Source organism: Paraburkholderia fungorum (assembly GCF_046027605.1).
In the GTDB taxonomy this organism is placed as follows: Bacteria; Pseudomonadota; Gammaproteobacteria; order Burkholderiales; family Burkholderiaceae; genus Paraburkholderia; species Paraburkholderia fungorum_F.
In genome coordinates this window covers 173,855-199,673 of sequence record NZ_JAQQEF010000014.1, presented here as the reverse complement: position 1 = coordinate 199,673, position 25,819 = coordinate 173,855, and the positions used below count along the sequence as shown (strand labels likewise).

The 25,819-nt window shown below is 62.5% G+C and carries 21 protein-coding genes; 11 read left to right on the top strand and 10 right to left on the bottom strand.

All coding sequences use genetic code 11. From position 1 onward, the window contains the following. Positions 1–5: 5 nt before the first annotated feature. The 8 genes from PQR53_RS23310 to PQR53_RS23275 all read left to right on the top strand — a co-directional run bounded on the left by PQR53_RS23310 (position 6) and on the right by PQR53_RS23275 (position 8,857). Positions 6–923, top strand: coding sequence for a DNA-methyltransferase (locus tag PQR53_RS23310; protein WP_408458990.1), 918 nt, complete (start codon positions 6–8; stop codon positions 921–923). A 32-nt stretch (positions 924–955) separates the two neighbouring features. Beyond that, complete coding sequence (gene trpA, locus PQR53_RS23305; protein ID WP_408458987.1) at positions 956–1,768, top strand: tryptophan synthase subunit alpha; 813 nt, start codon at positions 956–958, stop codon at positions 1,766–1,768. Positions 1,769–1,850: 82 nt separating this feature from the next. Continuing rightward, positions 1,851–2,723, top strand: a complete 873-nt coding sequence (gene accD, locus PQR53_RS23300; protein ID WP_408458985.1) for an acetyl-CoA carboxylase, carboxyltransferase subunit beta — start codon at positions 1,851–1,853, stop codon at positions 2,721–2,723. Positions 2,724–2,896: 173 nt separating this feature from the next. Further along, positions 2,897–4,207: a bifunctional tetrahydrofolate synthase/dihydrofolate synthase gene (folC, locus tag PQR53_RS23295; RefSeq protein WP_408458982.1), complete on the top strand. Its 1,311-nt coding sequence runs from the start codon at positions 2,897–2,899 to the stop codon at positions 4,205–4,207. Between the two features lie 29 nt (positions 4,208–4,236). Beyond that, positions 4,237–5,172, top strand: coding sequence for an SPOR domain-containing protein (locus tag PQR53_RS23290; protein ID WP_408458979.1), 936 nt, complete (start codon positions 4,237–4,239; stop codon positions 5,170–5,172). Positions 5,173–5,179: 7 nt separating this feature from the next. Continuing rightward, entirely contained in the window at positions 5,180–5,674 is a 495-nt protein-coding gene (locus PQR53_RS23285) for a CvpA family protein (protein ID WP_179739466.1), read from the top strand. Between the two features lie 135 nt (positions 5,675–5,809). Further along, positions 5,810–7,360: an amidophosphoribosyltransferase gene (gene purF / locus PQR53_RS23280; RefSeq protein WP_408458976.1), complete on the top strand. Its 1,551-nt coding sequence runs from the start codon at positions 5,810–5,812 to the stop codon at positions 7,358–7,360. Positions 7,361–7,666: 306 nt separating this feature from the next. Next, positions 7,667–8,857 carry an O-succinylhomoserine sulfhydrylase gene (locus tag PQR53_RS23275; RefSeq protein ID WP_408458973.1) on the top strand — a complete coding sequence of 397 codons (1,191 nt, stop codon included), beginning with the start codon at positions 7,667–7,669 and terminating at the stop codon, positions 8,855–8,857. Between the two features lie 30 nt (positions 8,858–8,887). Here PQR53_RS23275 and PQR53_RS23270 read toward each other — a convergent pair whose 3' ends face one another. The 6 genes from PQR53_RS23270 to PQR53_RS23245 all read right to left on the bottom strand — a co-directional run bounded on the left by PQR53_RS23270 (position 8,888) and on the right by PQR53_RS23245 (position 14,011). Beyond that, on the bottom strand, positions 8,888–10,357 hold the full coding sequence (locus PQR53_RS23270) for an MFS transporter (protein WP_408458970.1): 1,470 nt from the start codon (positions 10,355–10,357) through the stop codon (positions 8,888–8,890). Positions 10,358–10,368: 11 nt separating this feature from the next. Further along, positions 10,369–10,881 (bottom strand): glycine-rich domain-containing protein, encoded by a 513-nt coding sequence (locus tag PQR53_RS23265; RefSeq protein WP_408458967.1) that lies wholly within the window; start codon positions 10,879–10,881, stop codon positions 10,369–10,371. A 47-nt stretch (positions 10,882–10,928) separates the two neighbouring features. Next, entirely contained in the window at positions 10,929–11,837 is a 909-nt protein-coding gene (locus PQR53_RS23260) for a hypothetical protein (protein ID WP_408458965.1), read from the bottom strand. Positions 11,838–12,292: 455 nt separating this feature from the next. Further along, the gene (locus PQR53_RS23255; protein WP_408458962.1) at positions 12,293–12,475 is read right to left on the bottom strand and encodes a hypothetical protein; all 183 of its coding nucleotides are present in this window, start codon (positions 12,473–12,475) and stop codon (positions 12,293–12,295) included. A gap of 366 nt (positions 12,476–12,841) precedes the next feature. Then, positions 12,842–13,636, bottom strand: coding sequence for an AraC family transcriptional regulator (locus tag PQR53_RS23250; protein WP_408458959.1), 795 nt, complete (start codon positions 13,634–13,636; stop codon positions 12,842–12,844). Positions 13,637–13,669: 33 nt separating this feature from the next. After that, complete coding sequence (locus PQR53_RS23245; protein ID WP_408208184.1) at positions 13,670–14,011, bottom strand: FKBP-type peptidyl-prolyl cis-trans isomerase; 342 nt, start codon at positions 14,009–14,011, stop codon at positions 13,670–13,672. A gap of 189 nt (positions 14,012–14,200) precedes the next feature. Here PQR53_RS23245 and PQR53_RS23240 point away from each other — a divergent pair, with 189 nt between their 5' ends. The 3 genes from PQR53_RS23240 to PQR53_RS23230 all read left to right on the top strand — a co-directional run bounded on the left by PQR53_RS23240 (position 14,201) and on the right by PQR53_RS23230 (position 17,250). After that, positions 14,201–15,007: a sensor histidine kinase gene (locus tag PQR53_RS23240; RefSeq protein ID WP_408458956.1), complete on the top strand. Its 807-nt coding sequence runs from the start codon at positions 14,201–14,203 to the stop codon at positions 15,005–15,007. Between the two features lie 94 nt (positions 15,008–15,101). After that, positions 15,102–16,445 carry a hemolysin family protein gene (locus PQR53_RS23235; RefSeq protein WP_408458953.1) on the top strand — a complete coding sequence of 448 codons (1,344 nt, stop codon included), beginning with the start codon at positions 15,102–15,104 and terminating at the stop codon, positions 16,443–16,445. Between the two features lie 82 nt (positions 16,446–16,527). Then, positions 16,528–17,250 (top strand): sulfite exporter TauE/SafE family protein, encoded by a 723-nt coding sequence (locus PQR53_RS23230; protein ID WP_408458950.1) that lies wholly within the window; start codon positions 16,528–16,530, stop codon positions 17,248–17,250. 29 nt (positions 17,251–17,279) lie between these two features. Here PQR53_RS23230 and PQR53_RS23225 read toward each other — a convergent pair whose 3' ends face one another. The 4 genes from PQR53_RS23225 to treZ all read right to left on the bottom strand — a co-directional run bounded on the left by PQR53_RS23225 (position 17,280) and on the right by treZ (position 25,806). Beyond that, a complete protein-coding gene (locus PQR53_RS23225) occupies positions 17,280–18,767 on the bottom strand; it encodes a dipeptidase (RefSeq protein WP_408458947.1) in 1,488 nt (495 codons plus the stop codon). A 63-nt stretch (positions 18,768–18,830) separates the two neighbouring features. Next, positions 18,831–21,689 carry a malto-oligosyltrehalose synthase gene (gene treY / locus PQR53_RS23220; RefSeq protein WP_408458945.1) on the bottom strand — a complete coding sequence of 953 codons (2,859 nt, stop codon included), beginning with the start codon at positions 21,687–21,689 and terminating at the stop codon, positions 18,831–18,833. Further along, on the bottom strand, positions 21,686–23,890 hold the full coding sequence (gene malQ, locus PQR53_RS23215; protein WP_408458942.1) for a 4-alpha-glucanotransferase: 2,205 nt from the start codon (positions 23,888–23,890) through the stop codon (positions 21,686–21,688). Before malQ ends, treY begins: the two co-directional genes overlap by 4 nt. Beyond that, positions 23,887–25,806, bottom strand: a complete 1,920-nt coding sequence (gene treZ, locus PQR53_RS23210) for a malto-oligosyltrehalose trehalohydrolase (protein ID WP_408458940.1) — start codon at positions 25,804–25,806, stop codon at positions 23,887–23,889. Before treZ ends, malQ begins: the two co-directional genes overlap by 4 nt. Positions 25,807–25,819 lie beyond the last annotated feature (13 nt).

The window sequence follows — 25,819 nt, the reverse complement described above, 5'->3', positions numbered from 1 at the left end:
CGACGATGCGCGACGAGTTCGACGAGCCGCAACCGGCGTTTGAAACCGCCCCGGTCGCCGAAATAGCGGCGGCCGAGGCGCCTGCACCTTTGTTAGCAGAGGTGCCCGCCGGCATCCGGTTGTTGAACCGCGATTTTCTGACCGATGTGGCGAATATCCCCGACGGGTCGATCGACCTGATCCTTTGCGATCCGCCTTATGGGCTCGGCAAGGATTATGGCAACGACTCCGATATGCGCTCCGGCGAGGATTTCCTCGCCTGGACGCGTGGCTGGCTCGAGCTGGCTATTCCGAAGCTCAAGCCGTCGGGTTCGCTGTATATCTTCTGTACCTGGCAGTACGCGCCGGAAATCTTCAGCTTCCTGAAGACAAAACTCACGATGATCAACGAAATCATCTGGGACCGGCGCGTGCCGAGCATGGGCGGAACGGTGCGCCGCTTCACTTCGGTGCACGACAACATCGGCTTTTTCGCGGTGTCGAAAGATTATTACTTCGATCTCGATCCCGTCCGTATTCCGTACGATGCCGTCACGAAGAAGGCGCGTTCGCGTAAATTGTTCGAAGGCAGTAAGTGGCTGGAGCTTGGCTATAATCCGAAGGACGTCTGGTCAGTATCGCGGCTGCATCGGCAACACGCCGAGCGCGTCGATCATCCGACCCAGAAACCTCTGGAAATCGTCGAGCGGATGGTGCTGGCAAGTTGTCCGAAGGGCGGGCGCGTACTCGACCCGTTCATGGGCAGCGGCACTACCGCAGTCGCTTGCGCTCGGCAGCAGCGCGAATTCGTCGGCTATGAGATCAATGAAAGTTACTGCGCGATAGCGCGTGAACGCGTTAGCGCGGCCGCGTCGGCGCCCGCTGGCGCTCGCAAAACCCGCAAGGTTGCGGCCAAAGCCGAGCGCCAAACCGAGGCGCAATAAGCGCGCAGTAGCTAAAAATCCGAGAATATTCCATGTCCCGTATCAAGAACACGTTTGCCGCGTTGTCCGCCCAAGGTAAGAAAGGCCTGATTCCGTTCATGACGGCCGGCGACCCGGATCCGGCGCGCACGGTCGAATTCATGCATGCGCTCGCCGCAGGTGGTGCCGATGTGATCGAACTCGGCGTGCCGTTTTCCGACCCGATGGCCGACGGCCCGGTGATCCAGCAATCGTCCGAACGCGCGTTGGCGCAGGGCGTGTCGCTGCGGCACGTGCTGGCCGACGTGAAGCGCTTCCGCGAAACCGACGACAAAACGCCGGTGGTGCTGATGGGCTACGCCAATCCGATCGAGCGCATGGGCACGGAAGCGTTCGCCAATGCGGCGAAGGAAGCCGGGGTAGACGGCGTGCTGGTTGTCGACTACCCGCCGGAAGAGTGCGTGAACTTCGCGGAACAGATGCGATCTGCCGGCATTGATCCGATCTTTTTGCTCGCGCCCACTTCCACGGACGAGCGCATTGCTGAGGTCGGCAAAATCGCCAGTGGCTACGTCTATTATGTGTCGTTGAAAGGCGTGACCGGCGCGGCAAATCTGGACGTTTCCAGCATCGCGAGTAAAATCCCGGCCATCAAGTCGCGCGTACCCCTGCCGGTGGGCGTCGGTTTCGGCATCCGTGACGCGCAAACGGCGCGTTCGGTGGCCGAAGTTTCCGATGCTGTCGTGATCGGCAGCCGTATCGTGCAATTGCTCGAACAGGCGGCCCCCGAAACCGCCGCCGAGACGCTTACGCGCTTCATCGCCGAAGTGCGCGAGGCGCTCGATAGCGTCGCGACTGCCCGATAACAGTTATTTTTTTGTCTCCTGTAACGTGAGCGGCGGGTTTGTCCCGCCGTTCTCGCAACCGGTTGACCCAGAGGGATTCAATATGAGCTGGCTCGATAAGCTGCTGCCGCCAAAAATCAAACAAACCGACCCGAAGAACCGCAAGGGAATTCCGGAAGGCCTGTGGATCAAGTGCCCGTCGTGCGAAGCCGTGCTGTACCGCAATGACGTCGAGGCCAATCTGCATGTTTGCCCGAAGTGCGACCATCACATGCGCATCGGCGCGCGTGAGCGGCTCGACGGCCTGCTCGATCCAGAAGGCCGCTATGAAATCGGCCAGGAAATCGTGCCGGTGGATGCGCTCAAGTTCAAAGACAGCCGCAAATACCCGGATCGCCTGAAAGAGGCGATGGACGACACTGACGAAACCGACGCGATGGTCGTGATGGGCGGCGCCATCCACACGCTGCCGGTGGTGGTCGCATGCTTCGAGTTCTCGTTCATGGGCGGCTCGATGGGGTCGGTGGTCGGAGAACGTTTTGTGCGTGGCGCGCAGAACGCGCTCGAACAAAAAGTGCCGTTTATCTGCTTCACCGCTTCGGGCGGAGCACGGATGCAGGAAAGCCTGCTTTCGCTGATGCAAATGGCGAAGACCACGGCCATGCTGACCAGGCTCGCCGAAGCCAAGCTGCCGTTCATCTCCGTGCTGACCGATCCGACCATGGGCGGCGTGTCGGCGAGTTTCGCGTTCCTGGGTGACGTGGTGATCGCGGAACCGAAAGCGCTGATCGGCTTCGCCGGCCCGCGCGTGATCGAACAAACCGTGCGTGAAAAGCTGCCGGAAGGCTTCCAGCGCGCCGAGTTCCTGCTGACAAAGGGCGCGATCGACATGATCGTCGACCGTCGCAAGCTGCGCGAAGAGATCGCGCAATTGATGGCGCTGTTGAGCCATCAGCCGGCGGACGCAGTCGCTTAAGCGTTTGAATTATCGGGCCGCGCCTTTTCGCGTGGCCGCCGACAAAGCAGCCATTCAGCACGTCGGCAATCATCAAAGCAGTCTCCAAAAACAGCGCGCCGCGAGAGTCATCAAGCGGCGCGCTGTCATTTCCGGGATAATCACGATCTCGCAACGCAGCACAGATTCACTCGATGACCACATTCCCCACCCTCGACGCGTGGCTCACGCACCTTGAATCCGCGCATCCGGTCGGCATCGACATGGGTTTGGGTCGTATCACACAGGTACGCGACGCGATGCAGTTGTCGTTCGCGTGCCCGGTCATCACGGTCGGCGGCACGAACGGCAAGGGTTCGACCTGCGCGATCCTCGAATCGATTTTGCTGCGCGCGGGCTTCACGGTCGGCTGCCATACGTCACCGCATCTGCTTTCGTTCAATGAACGGGCGCGCGTGAACGGTGCAATGGCAAGCGACGCAGAGCTGCTGCCGCATTTCGAAGCAGTCGAAACCGCACGCCTGAGCCTCGCCGAACCCGTCACGCTGACTTACTTCGAATTCACGACGCTGGCGATCATGAGCCTGTTCGCCTCGCGCGGGCTAGACGCGGTGATCTTCGAAGTGGGCCTGGGCGGCCGTCTGGATGCGGTCAACATCCTCGATACGGACTGCGCGATCATCACCAGCATCGATATCGATCACACTGAGTATCTCGGCGACACCCGCGAGAAAATCGCCTTCGAAAAAGCCGGCATTTTCCGCCCGGGCAAGCCGGCGATCTGCGCCGATCCGGTGCCGCCGCAGACGCTGATCGACCACGCTGAGAAGATCGGCGCCGAACTGTGGCTATTCGGCCGCGATTTCCGCTACGAAGGGCAGGCAGGCAGCGAGCGCCAGCAATGGAGCTACGTGGGCCCGACGATGCGCCGTTCCTCGCTCGCCTATCCGGCGTTGCGCGGGGCGAATCAGTTGATCAATACATCCGCGGCGCTGGCCGGACTTGAAGCGCTGCGCGACCGTTTGCCGGTGTCGGCACAGGACATCCGGCTCGGCCTCGCCAACGTTGAACTGCCTGGGCGCTTCCAGGTGCTGCCCGGCAAGCCGTCGATCGTGCTCGATGTCGGTCACAATCCGCATGCTGCGGCGGTATTGGCGCAAAACCTCGGCAATATGGGCTTTTTCCCGTACACCTATGCCGTGTTCGGCGCGATGCGCGATAAGGACATTGCCGGCGTACTGTCGCACCTGAAGGGCGAAATCGACCACTGGGGCGTAACCGGTCTGCCGACTCCGCGTGCGGCTTCGGCGGAAGAACTTGAAGCAGCTTTGCGCGAGCAAGGCGTGAGCGACGGCAGCGACAACAGCGTAACGCGCTACGCAACGCCGGCCGCTGCTTTCCAAGACGCGCTAAAACGAGCGTCAGAGAATGATAGAATCGTGGTTTTCGGCAGTTTCTATACGGTAGCGGGTGTAATGGCCTACCGTAAATCGCAGCAACACTGAACGGGCGCCAGGCTCGAACCAAGCGATTCATGGGAATTTTCTCGTTCGGCAAGAAAGACGACGCGCCCAGCCGGCGTGGCGCAAACACCAGTTCCACCCGGGCCGCCCGTGGCGAGCGCGTGGAGCGGCGAACCCGCCGCACGGAGCGCACCGTGGATGCCGATGCGATGCTGCTCGACCCTACGCTGCCGGAAAAGCAGCGCGCGCGGCGCAGACTTGTCGGCGCGATTGCGCTGGTCGTCGCAGCGGTCGTGATCCTGCCCATGGTGCTGGATTCCCATCCCAAGCCCGTTACTGACGACATCTCTATCGATATTCCAAGCCGTCCCGCGCCGAAGGTCGCCAAGACCGACGAAGACACGCAGGCCGGTGTAGCACCGGATAACCCAGCGCCTGACGCGGCACTTGCCGCTTCCGGCCTTGCGCCGACAACGGCAGCCACGCAAGGCCAGTCCGGCGCCGCTAAACAGCAGAGCGCGGCAACGAGCGCGGCGTCCGCAGTCAAACCGGCCGTGAAATCGCAAGCGCCTGCCGCCGTCGCCGCCAATACGGCGCCTGCGGCGCCCATTGCCCAGACGCCTGCCAAACCGGTCAAGTCGGCCAAACCTGCCAACGCGCCCGCCACGCAAAACGCGGCGAACGTTCCGGCACCCAGCGAAGACAGCGCGAATACCGCCGCTGCCAGCGCCGACGCGAATTCCGGCACGCCGGCGTCGCCCCCGGGCAGCCGTTTCGCCGTCCAGCTCGGCGCATTTGCGAACGACGCCAATGCGCGCAATTGGGCCGCCAAGTTGAAAGCGGCCGGTGTGCCCGCATATACCGAACATCGGAAGCAGGCCGACGGCTCGACGCTCACGCTATTGCGCGCCGGTCCGTTCGCCGATCGTGCAGCGGCGAGCGCCGCGATTGCGAAGGTTCGCGAGGCCGGCTTGACGTCGGGCGCGAACAGCAGCGCGGCACAGTAAGCGAGCGATGTTCACTGCCTTCGACTACGCTGTAATGGCGGTGATCGGTTTGTCGGCCTTGCGCGGCACATGGCGCGGGTTTTTGTCGGAGATATTCGGGCTGATCGGCTGGATTGCGGCGTTTTTCATTGCTTGCCGCTTCGTCGGTTATGTCGTGCCGTATATCCCTGCCACGTGGCCGGGCGGCGCACTGACCCAGTGGCTCCTGGCGTTCGCGCTGGTGGTGGTCGGCGTGGTGCTGGTGGCGAGCGTGCTGAACGCGTTGCTGAGCCGCCTTGTGCAGGCAACCGGCTTGAGCGGCGTGGACCGCTCGCTCGGTTTGATGTTCGGCCTCGTGCGCGGGGTCGTTCTGGTGCTGGTTCTGGTCGCCCTTGCAGGCTTGACCGAACTGCCCCAACAGGAATTCTGGCGCAACGCCTTGCTTCGGCCCTATGCGGTCGAGGGCGTGCACGTAATGAAACCGCTGCTTCCCGAGACGCTCGCTGCCTACGTCCGTGTGTGACGATCAAGTGAACGGATAGAGGAACGCAGCAGGACTCCGGCGCAATCCGGTGCCTCTCTATACCGTCGCGTACCCTCGCGCAGCATCGCAGGCATCGGCCGCCGTTACGAATTTCGTACCTTTGAAGGACATGCCATGTGCGGCATCGTAGGCGTAGTTTCCCATTCTCCGGTCAATCAGCTGATCTATGACAGCCTGCTGCTTCTGCAGCACCGCGGTCAGGACGCCGCCGGCATCGCGACAGCGAACGGCAGCAATTTTCACATGCACAAGGCCAACGGCATGGTGCGCGACGTGTTCCGCACGCGCAACATGCGTAGCCTGCCCGGCACCACCGGTATCGGCCAGGTCCGTTACCCGACCGCCGGTTCCGCATCGAGCGAAGAGGAAGCCCAGCCGTTCTACGTGAACGCGCCGTTCGGCATCATCCTCGCGCACAACGGCAATCTGACCAACTGGCAGCAACTGAAAGATGAGATGTTCCGCATCGATCGCCGCCACATCAACACCAATTCCGACACCGAAGTGATGCTCAACGTGCTCGCGCACGAATTGCAGCTGTCCAGCTCGGGTCTTCAATTGGATCCGGCCGCGCTGTTCAAGGCGGTGTCGGGTGTGCATCGCCGGGTGCGGGGTTCGTACGCGATCGTCTCGCTGATTGCCGGCTACGGTTTGCTCGGCTTCCGCGACCCGTTCGGCATTCGCCCGTTGTGCCTCGGCAAGCAGGAAACGGCCGAAGGCGTCGAGTGGATTCTGGCGTCGGAATCGGTCGCGATCGAAGGTATCGGTTTCGAATTCGTGCGCGACATCGCGCCGGGCGAGGCGATTTTCATCGACATCGAAGGCAATCTGCATTCGCAGCAATGCGCGACGAACCCGAGCCTGAATCCCTGCATTTTCGAACTCGTGTATCTCGCGCGTCCGGACTCGGTGCTCGACGGCGTGCCGGTCTACAACGTGCGGTTGCGCATGGGCGATTACCTCGCCGAGAAGATCAAGCGTGAATTGCCCGACGTCGCGATCGACGTGGTGATGCCGATCCCTGATTCGTCCCGACCGGCTGCGATGCAGGTCGCGAAGAAGCTGGGCGTGGAGTATCGCGAAGGCTTCTTCAAGAACCGTTACGTCGGCCGTACCTTCATCATGCCGGGCCAGGCCGTGCGTAAAAAGTCGGTGCGCCAGAAACTCAACGCCATGGGCATCGAGTTCAAGGGCAAGAACGTGCTGATCGTCGACGATTCGATCGTGCGCGGCACGACCTCGCATGAAATCGTGCAGATGGCACGCGACGCCGGCGCGAACAAGGTGATCTTCGCTTCGGCGGCGCCGCCGGTGAAGTACCCGAACGTCTACGGTATCGACATGCCGACACGCGGCGAACTCGTTGCACATGGCCGCACGGACGACGAAGTCGCGCGCATGATCGGCGCTGACTATCTCGTTTATCAGGACGTCGACGCGCTGAAGCAGGCGGTGCGCGATATCAACCCGGCGCTGAAGGAATTCGAAGCCTCGTGTTTCGACGGCAACTACGTCACGGGTGATGTCACGACCGAGTACCTCGATCGCATCGAAACCGCGCGTCTCGCACCGTCCTCGCAATCGGATCGCGACGCCGCGAGCGAAGCGATCGACGGCGGCGCTCCGGCGCGTTCGCAATTGCATCTGCAGTTGTCGGTGGGCTAAAAGCAATACGGCTCGCGGGGTGGCGTGGCCCGCTGCGCGCCACGCCGCGCCGCGAGCGTGTTAGCATGACGGCTTGCGTCGATTTGATCTCAGCTTGCGGACGCGGGGCAACCCAAAACAGCTAAAGCGAAGGGTGGAAAAGCCGCAGTCATCCGCCTCCGCTCCAGCTTTTCCCCGCACATGAAGCCCGCTTATGCCGACGCAAAAGCGGGCTTTTTTGTTGCTGCCGTTTGGCGTCACGCGCATCCTTTCGGATGCGTTGTAGACACCGAACCCAGCCATGGAACATTGGAAACCAGAACCAACATGGACGACTCCCTGAACTTCGATACGCTGGCAGTCCGCTCGGGCACAGTGCGCAGCGACTTCAACGAACACTCGGAAGCGATTTTCCTGACCTCGAGCTTCGTCTTCGCGAGTGCCGCGGACGCCGCCGAAAAATTCAAGAATTCCGAAGACAACTACACGTATTCGCGCTTCACCAACCCGACTGTCTCGATGTTCCAGGACCGTCTGGCCGCGCTCGAAGGCGGCGAAGCGTGCATGGCCACGGCTTCGGGGATGGCCGCGATCATGTCGGTGGTGATGTCGACGCTGCAGGCCGGCGACCATCTGGTCAGCTCGCAAGCACTGTTCGGTTCGACGCTCGGCATGTTCTCGCAAATCTTCAGCAAGTTCGGCATCGTCACAACCTTCGTCGATCCGACCGATCTGGACGCGTGGAAAAACGCCGTGCGCCCGGAGACAAAGATGTTCTTCCTCGAAACGCCGTCGAATCCGCTGACCGAAGTCGCCGATATCGAAGCGATCAGCAAAATCGCGAAGGCAGCGAATGCGATCTTCGTGGTCGACAATTGTTTCTGTAGCCCGGCATTGCAACAGCCGCTGAAACTCGGCGCGGATGTTGTGATGCATTCGGCCACCAAGTTCCTCGATGGCCAGGGCCGTGTGCTCGGCGGCGCGCTGGTCGGCTCGAAGCAATTCATCATGGAGAAGGTGTTCCCGTTCGTGCGTAGCGCTGGGCCGACCTTGTCCGCGTTCAACGCGTGGGTGCTGCTCAAAGGCATGGAAACGCTGTCGCTGCGCGTCGAAAAGCAGTCGGCAAATGCGCTGGAAATTGCGCGCTGGCTCGAAACGCATCCGGCCGTGAACCGCGTGTTTTATCCGGGGCTCGAATCGCATCCGCAGCATGCGCTGGCCATGCGTCAGCAGAAGGCGGGCGGCGCGATCCTGTCGTTCGAACTGAAGGGCGATACGCCTGAGCAGATGCGCGTGAATGCCTGGCGCGTGATCGACAGCACGAAGATCTGCTCGATCACCGGCAACCTCGGCGATACGCGTACCACCATCACGCATCCGGCTACGACCACGCACGGGCGCGTGACGCCTGAGGCGCGCGCGGCGGCGGGTATTAGCGAAGGCTTGATCCGTCTCGCCGTGGGTCTGGAAAACGCTGGCGATATCCGCGGCGATCTGGAACGCGGCCTGGCGGGTTAAGCCGTAGAGGAGTGGGCCACGCCTGAACGCTTATGCCGGTGGCATCGGGCGCGGGCGGCGCATCGTGGCGAGTACGATAAGCAGCGCCAGCATGAAAAACGCCGCGGATGTGGCAGCGGAAATCGACAGCGCGTGGGTGAGTTCAGCCTTGGCGCCCGGTTCCGAAGCCGAATCGGTGAGCCTGGGTGCTAAAGCGGTACGGCTAAGCGTCAGATCGACAACGAAGACGACAAACGCCGTGCCCATCGCGCCACCGATATAGTGCGTCGCGTTGATCAGACCGGAGGCCGCGCCGGCATCACGCGGCGCCACGCCGTCTATACAGGCTGTCGTAAGCGGCACCAGTGCGGCACCGGAGCCGATCCCCAGCATCATGATCGGCAACGCCAGATCGGCGAAAAATTCGCTGCCTGCATCCACCCGGCTCAGGCACAGCATGCCGACCGCCGCGATCAACAGTCCGCCTGTCAACAGGCCTTTGCCGCCCAGCCGTGGTATCAAACGTGGCACCCCGACTACCACCATCAGAAACTGCGTGACCGACAACGGCAGGAAGGCGAGCCCCGCGCGGAACGCGCTGAATTCCAGGACTTCTTGCACGTATTGAATCAGGAAAAAGAAGGTCCCCAGCATGCCGCCTATCAGCAGCGTCCTGCCGACGTAAGCGCCTGAACGTTGTGCGTTGGCGAAGAGCGCGAGCGGGGTGATCGGTTGGCGCGCCCGCTTCTCGATGAGAATGAAGGCAGTGAGTAATAACCCGCCTGCGCTCAGCGCCGCCGCGACGGCTGGGTCGCCTGCCCCGGCCGGCACGCCACGCACGAGCCCATAGACCAGAAGAATGGTGCCGAGGGTGACAGTCAATGCGCCCGTGCAGTCGAAGTGCCCGCGGTTGCGCGGCGTTTCGGGCAGGCACCTCAGTCCGGCCATGAGCAAAAGCGCGCCGATGGGCACGTTAATGAACAATACCCAGCGCCACGAGGCGAAATCCGTCAGGACGCCGCCGAGCACCAACCCCGCTGCGCTGCCGCCGCCGGATACCGCCGTGTAGAGGCCGATAGCACGCGCGCGCGATGCGCCATCCGGGAAACAGAGCATCAATAGCGCAAGCGCGGACGGCGCGGCAAAGGCGCCGGCGATGCCTTGCACGGCGCGCGCGATGAGTAGCTGAGGCAGCGACAAAGCGAGCCCGGCGGCACACGACGCCACGACAAACGCCGCGCTGGCGGCGAGGAAGACGTGGCGGTGTCCGAGGATATCGCCGGTGCGGGCGCCCAGCAGTATGAACCCGCCGAAAGTCAGCATATAGGCGTTCTGCACCCAGGACAGATCCGGGCGCGCAAGCCCGAGGTCTGCCCGAAGACGCGGCAGTGCCGCGTAGACCACGGTTCCGTCGAGCACAATCATCAATTGGCAGGCCAGGATGACGGCAAGGGCAAGCGCGCTGGCGGACGGCCTGCCTCGCTCGCTTGCCCGATGCCGGATGTCCTGGTAGCCTGACATGGGGTCCGCCTTCAGGCTGTCTTGTGGGCTTCGAGCTGCGCGATCTCCGACAAGGAGAGGCCCATTTCGTCGCGAAGAAAACGCGGCATGGTCCAATGCGGCAGCGCGGCCTCGTCGAATGGACCAAAGGATTCCCGGTATAACGGTAGCCAGCGAAGCGACTGCTCGATCAGTTGCTCACGGCTCGGCTCTTGTTGATAAGTCGCGTAAGGAAAACTGCGGTGTTCGATAAAGAAGCCGCCGGGCAAGCGTTCTTCACAAAGTGTCCGGTACTCGCGTGTCTGGAGAATGAGGTAGTGCCAGATTTCGTCGATCTGCTGCTCGACCGGCAAAAAAAGACCACTCAGCTGCTCCCGGTGCTTCGAGACCAGGTAAAGATAGCGCAGGCATTCCGTGAGTTGCCGCTTCACGTAGTCCGACGACGACCCGGTGCGCTTGATGAAATAGGCGATTACTTCCGAATGGAGATCGTGACCGAGCAATGCCTTTGCGTCGATGGCCGGAGCAGAAAGTGGGGAATGCATGCGTTATCCTCGTTGCAGCGAAGCGATTGGAACGTGTTGGGTAGCCTTTATTTTTTCGCGAGCCAGGCATATTTTCCCGACTTGCCGATGTCGATATGCGTGCGATGCAAGGGAGCGCAATCCATCCCTGTCGCTTCCTGAATACGCCCTTGCAGGTCAGCGGCTTCCTGCGGCAAGAGCGGAGCCCCATTGAACGTCGTGTAATGCAGGCCGGCTTGCCACTTCGCCTCCGGATACAGTTGGTAGACGAAGATATTCGGCGAGGCGGCGCAGATCAGATCGTCAAATTCGGCTTGCGACACAATCCCGTGCGAAGCCTGCAGCATTTCCTTTTCGCGGCCGCAAAACCGGACAATTTTCTCGGGGTCCGCCGAGCCGTCGCCGGTCTGAACGCAATCGCCGGAGCGGTAGCGGATCAGTGGCATATAGGGATTCCGCACGCTCGACACAATCATGCTGAAGATTGTGTTGCTCGTCGCAAACGGCACGAGTTCCAGGCACATTTTGTCGAGAAACGGCGAATAGTTTCCGTGCCGATCGCTGTAGTAGAGATAGCCGAGTTCGGTGCTGCCGAAGAGATCGATGAGCGGGCAACTGAAATTTTTCAGCAGGAACCACCGGACGTTTGCAGGGGTGTACTCGTAAGCGTGGATGATGCTGGCAGGTTGGGGGAAGCGTGCTTCAAGTCCGTATTGCGCGACCTTCAATATGAAATGCGCCAGATGGTAGCTGGAACAATCCAGATGATAAAACCCATTCGGATGGCAATGCTGCGCCGCCTCGATATCGTCAAGCATGCGCTCGATATCGGCGCGTTCCCACCGTGCTGGATCGAGCTTCTGATTGAGATACGTGGTGCGGGCATCGAGCCGCCGCATCGCGGATGAGGCTATTTCAATCGTGTGCTTGCCGTATTTTCGGGCGTTCACTCGTGCCACATGTTCGGTCGCCAGCACGGTAGTGAGCGATACGCGCTGGCATTGTTGCTGCCATGTGAAGCCGATATCGGGATGTTGGCTCCACAGCTGATAGTAGGAGTTCAACAGAAAATAAGGAGGACGGATGATATGCATCCGCGCGTGATGGGTGCCGGTTGAGAGAACGAACTCGGCTTCGCCTGTCCTGAGCGCTGCGGCGAGTCGCGGCGTCATCCAGTTGTCGGGGAAGTCCAATGCGATTGCCGGCTTTTCCAGAATGGGAAAAAATCTCTCCGCGATCGACTGTTGATAAATGGGAATGTCCTTGATCTGCTCGATTACATCGACTGTTGGCTGGTTTTCCATATGCGCTCCGTAGCCTGGTTGCGATGTCGAGGGAAGCTGGTCCTTGTGGTGTGCAAGGACCAGCTTGATGAGCTCGCCAGATGGGCGTGTTTCGCCTGATCTGTCAGCTCATGTTCGAGGTGCAGCGATTAGCTGATACAACCGGTCTTCGGCAGTGGCTTCGTCATGGCGATCGAAATGCAGCCTGCCTTCGCAGCGGAAATACAACCTTCCTTGGTACCAGAGATACAGCCGTCTGTCTGAGCGGAGTTGGCGGCAACCCATTTTTTCCATACGGAGTTCTGAGCAATTTGAAGAGCCAGCTTTTCCATCGTATACCTCCAAAGGTGTAAAGCATTGGGATTGGAGTGCATTAATAGAACAGAAAAAATATTACGCACCCCGTAGCTCTGTCTTTCGCTTCTGAGGTATGTTCAATTTTATTTGTTGGGTGCGACGATACGGTCGAGCGGTGCACATCCGTGCGCAGGCTCGATGGCTGCGTTGAGATTGAGATGTCGTTTGCCAAAGACCTTGATGCAGCGGGCTGTCAGGGGAGGTTGGGGGGATGAGGTGACGGCTGACAATCGCGAAGATGCGTCGTGCTTTTGCCTGACGCGTGTGACGCGATGACACATCTTATCCGTACGGCTTTGTTTGCCAGATTTAACTATTGGTAACAGTACGGGGATCGCGGCTCAAGCGTGACTTCGATGCCGGGTCGCGCGCCACTGTCCGGGCGCCAGCCCGAAACGCCGCGTGAACGCATGCGTGTAGGCGCTCTGATCGCCGAAGCCGATTTCCAGCGCGATATCGCTGAGCGATAAGCGTGGATCGGACAGCAAGCCAAGCGACGTATCGAGCCGCAGGCGCTGCAAATAGCGATGCGGTGTTTCGCCGAAGGCTTCGATAAAAAGCTGATGAAAGCGCCGCATGCCGAAGCCGCAATGGGCGGCGAGGTCGGCGATACGCAGCGGTTCCGACAGATGCGCGCGCAGCCAACGGTCGATGCGTGCGAAATCCAGACCAGCGCCAGGCGCCGGCGCGCCCGCCATCGTTGTGCCGGGGTCCGCCACTAGCGCAGCGCCCAGGCGCGCCGCCGCGTCCCAATGAAAACGCCGCGTATCCAGAGCGTTGCCTTGCGCGCCGCCCGCGGCGTGCGCCGCGATGCGATGCACGAGTTGCGTGAGCGAGGCATCCACCATCACGGCCCGCGCGTGGTCGAACAGACGTTCCGGCACGGCCAGCGAGGCGGCCGGCAGATCCAGCACCAGCTGCCGGTTCTCGCCGATACCTGCATAGTCGTGCCGTGCACCTGCCGGGATGAGCCAGGCGGACCCGGCGTCGATCTGTTGCGCGACGCCGTCCACCGCCATCACCATCGCGCCGTCGAGGCCGAGTACGACCTGATGAAAGTCATGCACATCCGACGCTTCGATCGCACCGTAGCGACGCAACGAAACGCTCGGAGCGGTAACGACGGCGTGATTCATCGGCAATGCACCCGATTACAAAACAGGGAAAGCTTAGACGTCGAGCAGTTCGACTTCGAACACGAGCGTTGCATTCGGCGGAATCACGCCGCCTGCGCCACGCACGCCGTAGCCGAGTTGCGGCGGAATCGTCAGCTTGCGCGTGCCGCCAACTTTCATGCCTTGCACGCCTTCGTCCCAGCCCTTGATGACCATGCCGCCGCCCAGTACGAACGCGAACGGGTCGTTGCGGTCCTTGCTCGAGTCGAACTTCTGGCCGTCGGTCAGCCAGCCCGTGTAGTGCACGCTGACGGTCTTGCCGGCAACGGCTTCGGCGCCGTTGCCTTCGACGATGTCTTCGTATTTCAGGCCGGATTCGGTAGTCACAGTCGACATATGTCGCTCCTTGGTTCAAAAACGTAAAAACCGACATTGTAGGCGTGTTGGCATCGCATCGCCGAGGATTCCCGCGTGGCATGCGGTTTGCGTCCGTATTGGCCGTCCGGCCAGGCTGGTCGCGCCGGACAGCATGCCTATAATGAGGCTTCTTTCAATATTTCCTGCACTGCCTGAGAGGGCTCGATCGTGACAACGTCTTCCACCGGAACCACCGGCGCACAGCCGGGTGTTTCCGGCTTCGCCGTATCCGAACGCACCGCACATTTGCGCGCGGAGACTGCGCTGTTCATGCGCGACCACGTGCTGTCGCTGGTGTCGCACGACCTGCGGGGTCCGCTGAACGCCATTCATAGCTGGGCGTATGTGCTGGAGCGCAAGCTCGATGCGAACGACCCCAACTCGCAGCGCGCCGTCACCGGAATTCGCAACGGCGTGGAGCAGCAGGTGAAGTTGCTGGAGACGATCGTCGACGCCACACGGGCCGAGACCAAGTCGCTGGCGCTCGCTTTTGCGCCGTTTCCGCTGCATCCGCTACTCGACGAAACAGCGGAAGAGGTCCGCTCCGGATTGGCTCGCACGCGTGGCGTCGAGGTCAGGGTGGAGTCGCAGCTCGCTACCGAGCAGCTCAACGGCGATCGTGAACGCCTGGCCGCGGCGCTGTGGGTGATGCTCACGTTTGCCGTCGAGGCGAGCGTGGCGGGCGCCACGGTTACGCTGGCTGCGCGCGCGGACGCCTCCAGGTGGTACGCCAGCGTCACCTTCAGACAGGGCGCCGCGGCCTTGACCGATCCTTCGGTGCCTCATTTGCTGGAAGCCTTTGCCCGCCAGCAGGCACGGGAACCGCGCGAAGCCAAACGGATCGCGTGGGTGTTCGCGCTGTGCAAGCGCGTTGCGGAAGCGCACGGCGGCAGTTTCGAGCAAAACGAGGCGCCTGAAGGCGAAACGGCTACGCTCGCGCTGCATGTGCCGCTGAGTGCAACAGCAGCAACGTGAGCGGCCATTGCCGGCACGCGTTGCCGGACGCGGTTAACTTTCACCGAACTTTCGCCCTTTATACTGACAACTTTTGTTGCCGGAGCCTTTCGCTTTGATCCAGGTTGTCGCCCTTATCGGTGCGTTGTTTCTCGTTGCCCTCAACGGTTTTTTCGTCGCCGCCGAATTCGGTCTGGTGAAGCTGCGCCAGACGCGCGTGCAGAGCCTCGCGACCGGGCACGGCGTGCGCGGGCGTTTGCTGGCGAAAGTGCACGGCCGGCTCGACGCGTATCTGTCCGCCTGTCAGCTCGGTATCACGCTGGCGTCGCTCGGGCTTGGCTGGATCGGTGAACCGGCGTTCGCGGAACTGCTCACGCCCATCTTCAGCCTGCTTGGCGTGGAATCGGAGAAGCTGATCCACGGCATCTCGCTGTTCTTCGCGTTCTCGTGTATTTCGTTCCTGCACATCGTGGTGGGCGAGCTGGCGCCGAAGTCGCTGGCGATTCGCGAGGCGGAGAAGGTCTCACTGTGGGCCGCCACGCCGCTGTACGGTTTCTATTGGGCGATGTATCCGGCAATCTGGGTGCTCAATTCGAGTGCCAACGCGGTATTGAAGCTCGCAGGCCTCGACGCGGACCACGGCCACGATTCGCATTATTCGACCGACGAACTCAAGCTGATCTTGCGCGGCCGCCGCGCCAACGTCGCAACTGAACTCGGTTCGCCGGAAGGCGCATACAGCCAGGACGAATGGAACACGATTGCGCATTCGCTGGATTTTTCGCGCATGACGGTCTCGGATCTGATGCGCCCGTCGCATGAAATGGTCGGCATGAGGCGCGATTTGCCGTTGCGCGAAAACATGCAGGTGGTGGCGCAACACCGCTTCAGCCGCTATCCGCTGTTCGAAGACGCCGCCGGCGAGCGCGTGGCCGGCATGATCCATTTGAAGGATTTGCTGCTGGCGCGGCACGCGGGCAGCACGCTCGACGACCTCTCCAAATATGCACGGCCCGTGCAGTATGTGAAGCCCGACATGCCTGCGCTCGAACTGTTTCGCCGCTTCCGCAAGGGCGCGCCGCACTTCGCGCTGGTTGGGCACAAGAATTCGAAGCCGATCGGCTTTCTGACGCTGGACAATCTGCTTGGTGCACTGGTTGGGCAGATACACGACGAATTCCGCCAGGGCGACGCCGACTGGACGCGCATGGACGACGGCACGCTGATGGGCAAGGGCAGCTTGCCGGTGGTGTCGTTGGAGCGCGCGCTCGGGATCGACATCGACGAAGGCAAGGCCGAATCGGTCGGCGGCCTCGTGATTCAGGCGCTCAATGACCTGCCTGCCGAAGGGCAGCGCGTCGAGTTCGATCGCTTCGACGTGGTGGTCAAAAAGATGAAAGGACCGCGAATCGTGCTGGTGCGCGTTTATCCGAGAACCTTCGACGACGAAGGCGGTTGAGCGGCTTCTAACGCCAGGCCCGTCTCAGGTCCGCTGAACCGTTGCTCGAGTAAAATCGCCATCCATACGACCGGGGGGCGGAATGGGTTATTTGCTGGTGCTGTGCGTTGGTTTGCTGGCCGGCACGTTGAGCGGCGTGATCGGTACGGGCTCGTCCATGATGCTGATGCCCGTTCTCGTCATGCTGTTCGGTCCGCAGCAAGCGGTGCCGATCATGGCGATCGCCGCGATCATGGGCAATTTCGGAAAAATTCTTGCGTGGTGGCGCGAGATCGACTGGCGGGCTTGCGGCGCTTATTGCGTGACTGCGGTGCCGGGCGCGGCACTGGGTGTGCGAACGCTTCTTGCATTGCCGCCCCATGCCGTCGAACTCGCGTTGGGGCTGTTTTTCATCGCAATGGTGCCTACGCGGCGCTGGCTGGCGCGGCGGGCTATCAGGTTTTCTTTGTGGCAGCTTTCGCTGATCGGCGGTGTTGTCGGTTTTCTCACCGGCATCGTCGTTTCCACTGGGCCGATCACGGTGCCCGTGTTTATGTCGTATGGCCTTGTGAAAGGCGCCTTTCTAGCGACGGAAGCGGCGGGATCACTGGCTGTGTACGGCACCAAAGTCGCGGTTTTCAATCACTTCGGCGCGCTGCCGTTGCATGTGGTGATCGACGGTTTGATCACCGGCTCGGCACTCATGATCGGGTCCTTTTCCGCGCGGCTGATCGTGGTTCGGATGAGCCCCGCGGTTTTCAAGCTGGTGGTTGACGGGTTGATGTTGTCTTCGGGGCTTTCATTGCTGTGGGCGGCAGGGCGGTAGCGTGCGCTGTTGCGAAGAGGCATGCAACCTCACCCCACTGACGCCTCAAACACCCGCCGGTAATTGCCCCCCAAAACCGCTGTCACTTCCGCTTGGGAAAATCCGGCCAGCAACAGCGCGCTGGCCAGATCGGGCAGCTGCCGGTAGCTCCTGAACACCGGCGGCGAGATAAACCCGAGCATATCGGTCCCCAACCCGACGTGTTCCACCCCCACGACGTCCGCCATGCGTTTGACGCCCTCGGCCATCGCATGCAAGTCATGAAACGTCCCTGAACTCGGCCACACGCCAATCACGCCGCCCGTGCCGGCGATGACCCGCGCATGGTCCGGCGTGATCAGCCGGCTTCGCGCACCCGGACGCGTGGCCAAAGCCGAATGCGACAGCACCAGCGGTTTGGTCGTCGTATCCGCCGCGCGCTTCACCAGGTCATAGGTGCCATGCGCCACATCCACGACGATTCCCAACGCATTGCAGCGCTGCACCACTTGCACGCCGATGTCCGTGAGTCCGCCATGCACCGGTGGCTCAGTCTGGATGTCGCCAAGTTCGTTCACGCGGTAGTGCGTCAGTTGCAGATGCCGCAATTGATGCTGCGTGTACGCCTCGTCGACACGATCCACCTGGCCTTCGAGAAAATCCGCACCCTCGGCGGAGAGGATGGCGCAGGGCCCGAGCGGACCCAAGGTCGACAACGACGCGGTGTTCGTCACCACCCGCAACTGCTCGCGTTCGATCAACTGATGCGCGCGCACAAACTCGGTTTGGCCGAGCGCATACAGTTCGCCTGGCTGCGGTTCGCGCCACGCTTCGAAACGTTTATGGTTGTCCGCCACACGCGTGACGGTCGTATCGGTGACGATCGCAAGACAGATGACGTTCATGCCGCCGGCGCGCATCGGCGCGGCCAGCGGGATAAACGGACGGTTGGCGCCGATCGCTGGATTGCGCGACACGATTACGCGTCCGCCGTGACTGTGCATGTCGATGGCGAGCGTGCCGGCAGGCGCTTGCCATTGGGGCGCGTTCCCGGATTGCGCGGCTTGTGCGGCCTGCGCGGATTGCACCGTTTGTTCCGTTTGTGCCGCGCCGTCGTGCGCCTCGGTATAACCGGCAAAGTGTCCGGGCGCACAAGCTGTCAACCCCAACGCCGCGCCTGAGGCGAGAAACGCGCGCCGGCTAAACCGGCGCGGCGGCGTTTGCGGACGATCGAGCGGGAGTGCGTCGACCAGCCGATACCGCCAGCCCGCGGGATCGTCCAGCAGACGAACCAGCCGGCCGCGCAAAGCCAGTGGCTCAGCCTGCGGCGCGAGCGGCGCGGCCATATAGACCTCAATCGATGTCAGCGGATTGCGCGGCACGCAACCCCCGCAGCAGGGCTCGTCGGCGCTCAGCAAGAAGTAATCGACCGTGGGTGCTTGCGGGTCCAGCGGAATGATCCAGCCTGATATGTCGACCGTCGTGCCGTGGGATGTATCGGCACACCCGCTTTGAATAGTCGGCCAGTCGATCTGCATCGGCGCTCCTCTCGGGGGCATTCATTTTGTGCGCCGATGTTACCTGACTTGTGAGACGACTCGTCAACTGCGTGGCACGCCGTCCTCCACCAGCACCGCGATAGGCATCGCGCCTAATGCATCGCGCAGATACAGCGAGCCGTCTTCATCCACTTTGGGCGCGGCCGGACTCAGCCAGTCGAACAGCGCCCGCGCCGTGAGGTCCGCAGGCATGGCGATCGCCGTATCGCCCCATTTAGCCGGGTCGACCATCGGCAACTCGCCATCCTCGTCGAGTAAGCCGGCAGCAAGCCGGCTCGCCACCACGACAGCCCACGCGTTCCCATGCCGCCGTGCAAACGCGATCACATTCGACGCCTGCGCCCCGCGCACCTCGAGCGGCAGATACGCGCCCTGACTGAGCAATTCCGGTAAATGCGCGCGCAGCGCCAGCACCCGCTGCACCACCGCAAGCTTCACCCGACCGTCATGCCAGCTCGCCAGAAACTCCGAAGGCGGCGTCTGCGCCAGCCACGCCTCGCGCCTGGCAAAATCAACGGGCCGGCGATTGTCTGGATCGACCAGACTGAAGTCCCACAATTCTGTGCCTTGATAAAGATCGGGAATCCCAGGCGATGCCAGCCGCAACACGGTCTGCTGCAAACTGTTGAGCGCGCCCGCGCGCCCAATCCGCGTCACGAACGCGGACAACTCGCGCAGAAACCCATCGCGCCGTTGCGGCGCCAGGATGTCGAACAGGAAATCGCGGCAGCCGGCCTCATACGCTTCATCCGGGGCGAGCCAGTTGGTCTGCAGCTTCGCTTCCCGCAGCGCCTTCAACTGCCATTGCGCGACGCGCTCGGCCAGTTCCTTGACGCCCGCTTCATCGGCCGGCTTTAAATCCGGCGGCCAGCAGCCCACCAGGGTCTGATACAGCATCGCCTCGGCGGCGGGGCCCGGCGCCCAATCGTAGCTCGTGTCCTGACCGACGCTGCTGATCGGCTTGCCGTCGAGCGCACGCCGATGCGGCGCGTTCAAGGTCGACCACGCACGCAGCGTCGTGCTCCACTCTTGAGAAATCTCGCTCAATACCGCGAGCCGCGCGCGCACGTCCTCGCCCCGCTTGTGGTCATGTGTGGCCGTGGCGAGCATCGCGTGAGGAAAGCGTTGCGAGCGCTCGAGATTCGCCGCATGAAATTGCTCGACCGACAAAGCAAACTCGCCCGGGTCCGAGCCGACTTCATTGCGTGACAGCAAACGCCCATAGCGATAACACGCTGTATCTTCAACCGCCTTCGCGGCGACCGGCGCGCTCAACTGCGAGAACAGTGTTTGCGCGGTGCGCCGCGCGGAACCCGCATGACTGGGCGGGGCGCCATTCGGACCCTGCTGTTGCGATGAATTGACCCGCGCATTCGGCACTTCTTCGGCGCTGCCGCCAAGCCAGGCGTTCACCCGGTCGAGCACCACATGATCCGCGCGCGAAAGCGTTTGTCGCGCGCCGGCCAGCGCCTGCTCGAAATAGATATTGTCTGCGGCGCTGCGCAGCGCGTTCTGCGGATAGATCCGATACACCGGAAAATGCACGACCAGTTCGGTCAGCACGCGCCGCAGCGCGGTGAACGTGAAATCGCGCGTGGTCAATGAATCACGGGCAATCCGATGCAACGCGCGTGCCGCGCGATCCAGTTCCGCCGAGAGGTTCTCCGCGAGGATCTTGCGCCGCGCGGCCAGGGCTTCGTCGGCGAAGCGCGGGCTGCGGCCGGTGAGTTCGGCCCACGTCCGCGCGAGCGGTTCGGCACCGGCGGGATCGTGCAGCAGCGCGCCTACGTCGCTCATGAAATCGTAGCCGGTGGTGCCGTCGACGGGCCAATCGTCGCGCAGCGGCTCGCCGCGGCCGAGAATCTTTTCGACCACCACATACGGCGCGGTGTCGCGCAGTTCGGTGAGGCGCTGGCGCAAACGCTGACAGTACTCGCGCGGTTCAGCGAGCCCGTCTACATGGTCGATCCTCAAACCGTCCACCACGCCTTCCTGATACAAACGGAAAATCAGCGCGTGGACCGCCTCGAATACTTCGGGCCGCTCCACTCGCACACCGGCCAGCGTCGAGATGTCGAAGAAACGCCGCCAGTTCACTTCGTCCGAAGCGGTGCGCCACCATGCAAGACGAAAATGCTGCCGTTCGATCAGCCGATGCAAACGATCGCGCGTTACGGGATCTTCGGGCGCATACGCTTGCAGCGCCAGCTCGATCGCCGACGCGCCGCTTTGCGCGACGAACTCACGCAGCATCTCGCGCCCTTCGGCGGCGCGCGGCTGATCGGCCGGCTGCGTCGTCAGGCCCTGGAAACGTTCGGCCAGTGCGTTGAGATCGGCGCGCTCGGCGCTTTGCAAAATGGACGGGTAATCGGTCGGGCAGACCGGAAACACATGCGGCCCATAGCCGATGTAAAAGCGCCCGCTGTCCGCCGCGAAATGCAGCGCAATCCTGCCCGCCGCCAGTTCCTCACCGTACGGCGCGCCAAGCGTCGGCACCAGCACCTTGCCGCGCAAGGCCGGATCGGGCGAATGCCAGTCGACATCGAAATGGCGCGCGTACATGCTATGCCGGCCCCATTCGAGGATATCGAGCCACCATGCGTTGCTCGAGCCGCCGACACCCATATGGTTCGGCACCATGTCGACGATCAAGCCCATGTTGTGCGCGCGCAGTTTTTCGACGAGGCGTTTCAAGCCCGCCTCGCCGCCGCATTCGGCATTGACCTGGGTGTAGTCGACAGTATCGTAGCCGTGCATCGAGCCCGGCTCGGCCGTGGTGATGGGCGACGCGTAAACGTGGCTGATGCCGAGCGCGGCGAAGTAGTCGACATGCTTCGCGGCATCGTCGAAGGTAAAGCCTCGATGAAACTGGAGGCGAAGCGTGGAGCGCGGGACGGTCATGGCGTATCAGGCTCCGAAGAAGCATTGGAAGAAGAAGCGGGAACGGTTGCGCTGCGGCGCGCGCGGTCGATGGCCAGCAAGCGGTCGCTGAAGGTGCCGTCCTCGAACAATTCGTCGATGGGCACAGTGACGCGGCGGCGCCAGTTCGGATGCTCGTCGATCGAGCCGGGCAGATTCGGCTGCTCGACCAGCGCGAGCAAGTCTTCGAGCGGGAACGTGACGAGCGGCCCGGGCGTCGCGGCGACGAAGGCGAGCGCTTCATCCACGGGTGCCTGGTCGGGCGGCGGCGCGTCCACGTCGGGCGCGGCGACACCGGCTTGCTGGAACGCTTGCCACAGCAGCGCACGGTCCTCGGCGCGCTGTTCCTGCGCGGCTTCCTCAGGGTCGCGGCCGTCGGCGCGCGCCATTGTCTGGCCAATCCGGTTGCGCCACGTGATATCGCTGCCGCGCCACCAACCCGCCACGGTCGGCAGATCGTGGGTGGTGGTGGTGCCCACCGCGTTGCGGTCCCATGCCTGCGGCGGCTTGAAGCCTGTGCCGCCTTCCGCGCCTTCAAACCACAACACACGGATGCCGGCGATGCCGTGCTCGTCGAGCCGCTCGCGAAAACCCGGCGGCACGGTGCCGAGGTCTTCACCGATCACGATTGCGCGATGCCGCCACGATTCGAGCGCGATCAGCCGCAGCAAGTCCTCGAGCGGATAGCGCAGATAGGCGCCGTTACGCGCGCTCTCGCCCTCGGGCACGAGCCACAGGCGGCGCAAACCGAGAATGTGGTCGATGCGGATGCCGCCCGCATGCGCGAAGGCCGCCCGCAGCATGTCGATGAAAGCGGAGAAGCCCTGGGTCCGCATCGCGCGCGGCGAAAAGGTGGTCAACCCCCACGCCTGGCCGGCCTGGTTGAACAGATCGGGCGGTGCGCCCACGGACACGCCTTGCAGCATGTCGTCGCGATACGACCATGCATGGCTGCCGGCACTATCGCAACCAACGGCCAGGTCGGCGATCAGGCCAACGGCCATGCCGGCGTCGGCGGCTGCATGCTGCGCGTGCGACAACCCCTTGGCGGCGAGCCATTGCAGAAACAGGTGAAAATCGACTTCATGCCGATGAGCGTCAGCGAAGGCTTCAACTTCCGGGCTGCGCGGATCGCGCAACGCCTCAGGCCAATTGCGCCAATGACCGTCGCCGCCTTCTTGCGAGAGTTGCACCGCCTGCAGCGCTTCGAAACGCGCGTGATCTTCGAGCGCACGGCCGGCACGTTCGCAGAAGCCGTGAAATTCGAGCGCGCGCGGTGTGTCGTGCGCGCGTTCCTGGGTGCAGAAATTTTCGTACAGCGCGCGCAAAACCTTGAGCTTAAGCACGACCGCATTCGGCCAATCGATCAGCGGCAAGTCCTCGAGTGCCGACCATGCGCCGGCGGCCTGCGCGGTTTCGAGCGCGGCGCGCGCGGCATCGGCGCCGAACACCGCGGCGGGATCGATATGCGTGACGTTCAACCACAAGCGCGATGACGGCGAATACGGGCTGAAGCGATTCGGCTCGGCGCTGAACATCGCATGCGTCGGACTGACGGCAAGCGCGTGCGCGCCACGCTTCGCGCTTTCGATCGCCATTTTCGCGAGCGCCGAATAGTCGCCGATACCGCCATCGCCCGCGCGGCGCAAGCCGTACAACTGCGCGGCAATCCCCCATAGCGGTGGGGTTTGCTCCGTGGTGCCATCGTGCAGCGTGCGCCACGCATCCGCGACGGTGTAGCAGCGTGACGGCGCCACGGCCAGTGTCACGTGTTGGTCGTTGATTACCAGCGTGTGATAGCCGGGCTCGTCGATCGGCGCGAGCAAGGCTTCCTCGCCTTTAGGCGCGGTGAAACGGCCGTCGATGATCGAACCGCTTTCAAGTTCGATTCGATAATGGCTGCCGGCTTTGATCGCCGCGACCGGCAGCGCGATGCCGCGGTCGACCTCCGCGGTCATCAGCGGCGGCAGTTTCTTGCCGGACAGTTCCGCTTCTAGCGCGGCCGCGCTTTGCCGGATTTGCGTGGCGTTACCGCACGGCAAGCCCATCCGTTCGAGCAGCACGGCGAGCGTGCTCTCCGGCACAAGCTGGGTCTTACGGTGCGCATCGCGCCACTCCACCTCGAAACCGGCGCGCGTGGCAAGGGTCACGATCGTATCGTTTGAACGTCGGGTAGCACTCACGCGTGGCGCTCCTGTTGGCCCGCGATGCGAGCATCGTGGCCGATGGCATAGTCGCTGACGTCGCCGGTAACCCAAGCGACGAATGCGTGCGGTGGCAACACCTTGGCGTCGATCTGCTCGCGCACGCGCGGCGGCGTTTCGAAAATCACTTTGCCGGCAGGCAGATCGGGGAACGCCACATTCTCCTTCGAGAGATTCAATGCGACCGACAAGGTCTCGCCGTCGCCAAGTTTCCAGCGGGCGATCAGTGCATTGGCATCGCCACCGTTTGCGGCGCTCAGCACGGTCGAGCCGAGCGCTTTTGAATGTTTCAGGCGCGGCGTGACCAGTTTCGCCCGCACGGCCAGCGCGGATTTGTAGAAGTGCATCCAGTCGAGGCGGTCTTTCGCTTCGTCGTTCGCTGTGCCTCCATGAACAAGCTCGGGCGGTGACGAGGCCGCAAAGGTCTTCACGTCGTTCGGATCGGGAATCTGCGCGCGCCGCTTTTCGTCGCTGAACGACGAGAAACGGGCGAATTCGCGGCGCCGTCCTTCGCGCACGGCATCGGCGAGATCGCCGGTGTAGTCGGTGAAGAACAGGAACGGCTGGGTCGAGCCGTATTCCTCGTCCATGAACAGCAGCGGGATTTGCGGCGACAGCAGCAGCAAACCGGTGGCGGCACGCAAGGCATCGTCCGAGGTCAGCTTGCGTAGACGCTCGCCGAATGCGCGATTGCCGACCTGATCGTGATTCTGCAAGAACATCACGAATGAAGTGGGCGGCAGATGCTGGCTCGATTCACCACGTGGTGCGCCGTCGTGAATCGGCGACGGGTCGCCTTGATAAGCGAAGCCTTCCGACAGCACGCGCGCGAGGCGCCGGATCGGCTGGTCTTCATACGCGTGGTAATAGCCCTCCGTTTCGCCCGTCAGCAGAACGTGCAGCGTGTTGTGCGCGTCGTCGTTCCATTGCGCGTCGAAATGCGTTTCCAACAGGCTCGCGCTGTTGTGCTCGTTTTCCAGCACCAGATGGACATGCCGTCCGTGTTGCACTTTCGCGCGAATATGGTCGGACAATTCGCGCAGCCACGCGTGATTGTCGATGGCATGCACCGCATCGAAACGCAGGCCGTCGATACGATATTCATTGATCCAGTACACGGCGTTGTCGGTGAAGAAGTCGCTCACTTCGCTGCGGTCGAAATCGATCGCCGGGCCCCAGGGCGTATGCGAGCCCTCGCGGAAAAACGGGCGGGCGTACTCATGCAGATAATTGCCGTCCGGGCCGAAGTGGTTGTAGACCACGTCGAGAAATATCATCAGGCCGAGACCGTGCGCGGCGTCGATCAGCGCTTTCAGTTCTTCGGGACGGCCGTACGCGGAATCGGGCGCATACGGCAGCACGCCGTCGTAGCCCCAATTGTGCTTACCGGGAAAGTCGTTCAGCGGCATTAATTCGATGGCGGTCACGCCGAGCGCGGCAAGCGCGGGCAAACGTTTCTGCACACCCGCATAGCCGCCCATCGCGCCGACGTGCAACTCGTACAACACGGTTTCTTCCCACGGGCGACCATGCCAGTTCGTATGTTCCCAATGATAGGCACGCGGGTCGATCACTTCGCTCGGACCATGCACGTCTTGCGGCTGGAAGCGCGACGCGGGATCGGGCACCGCATGTTCACCATCGAGCCGGAAACGGTATAGCGTACCCGCGCCGCTGTCGACGGTCGTTTCGAACCAGCCGTTGCCGGCGGGCGTCATGTCATGCGAGCCCTGGGCCGGTCCGTTTTCGACTTCTACGTGTACGGTCTTGCACGAAGGCGCCCAGAAGCGGAACCGGGTACGCGGCTTCGCGCCTGTCGCGCCCAGCAACTGCGCGCTGAACGGCAGGCAATGCGCGTGATGATGCGCGTGCGGGTCAATCGGACTTTCGGACATGATTCTTCACCAT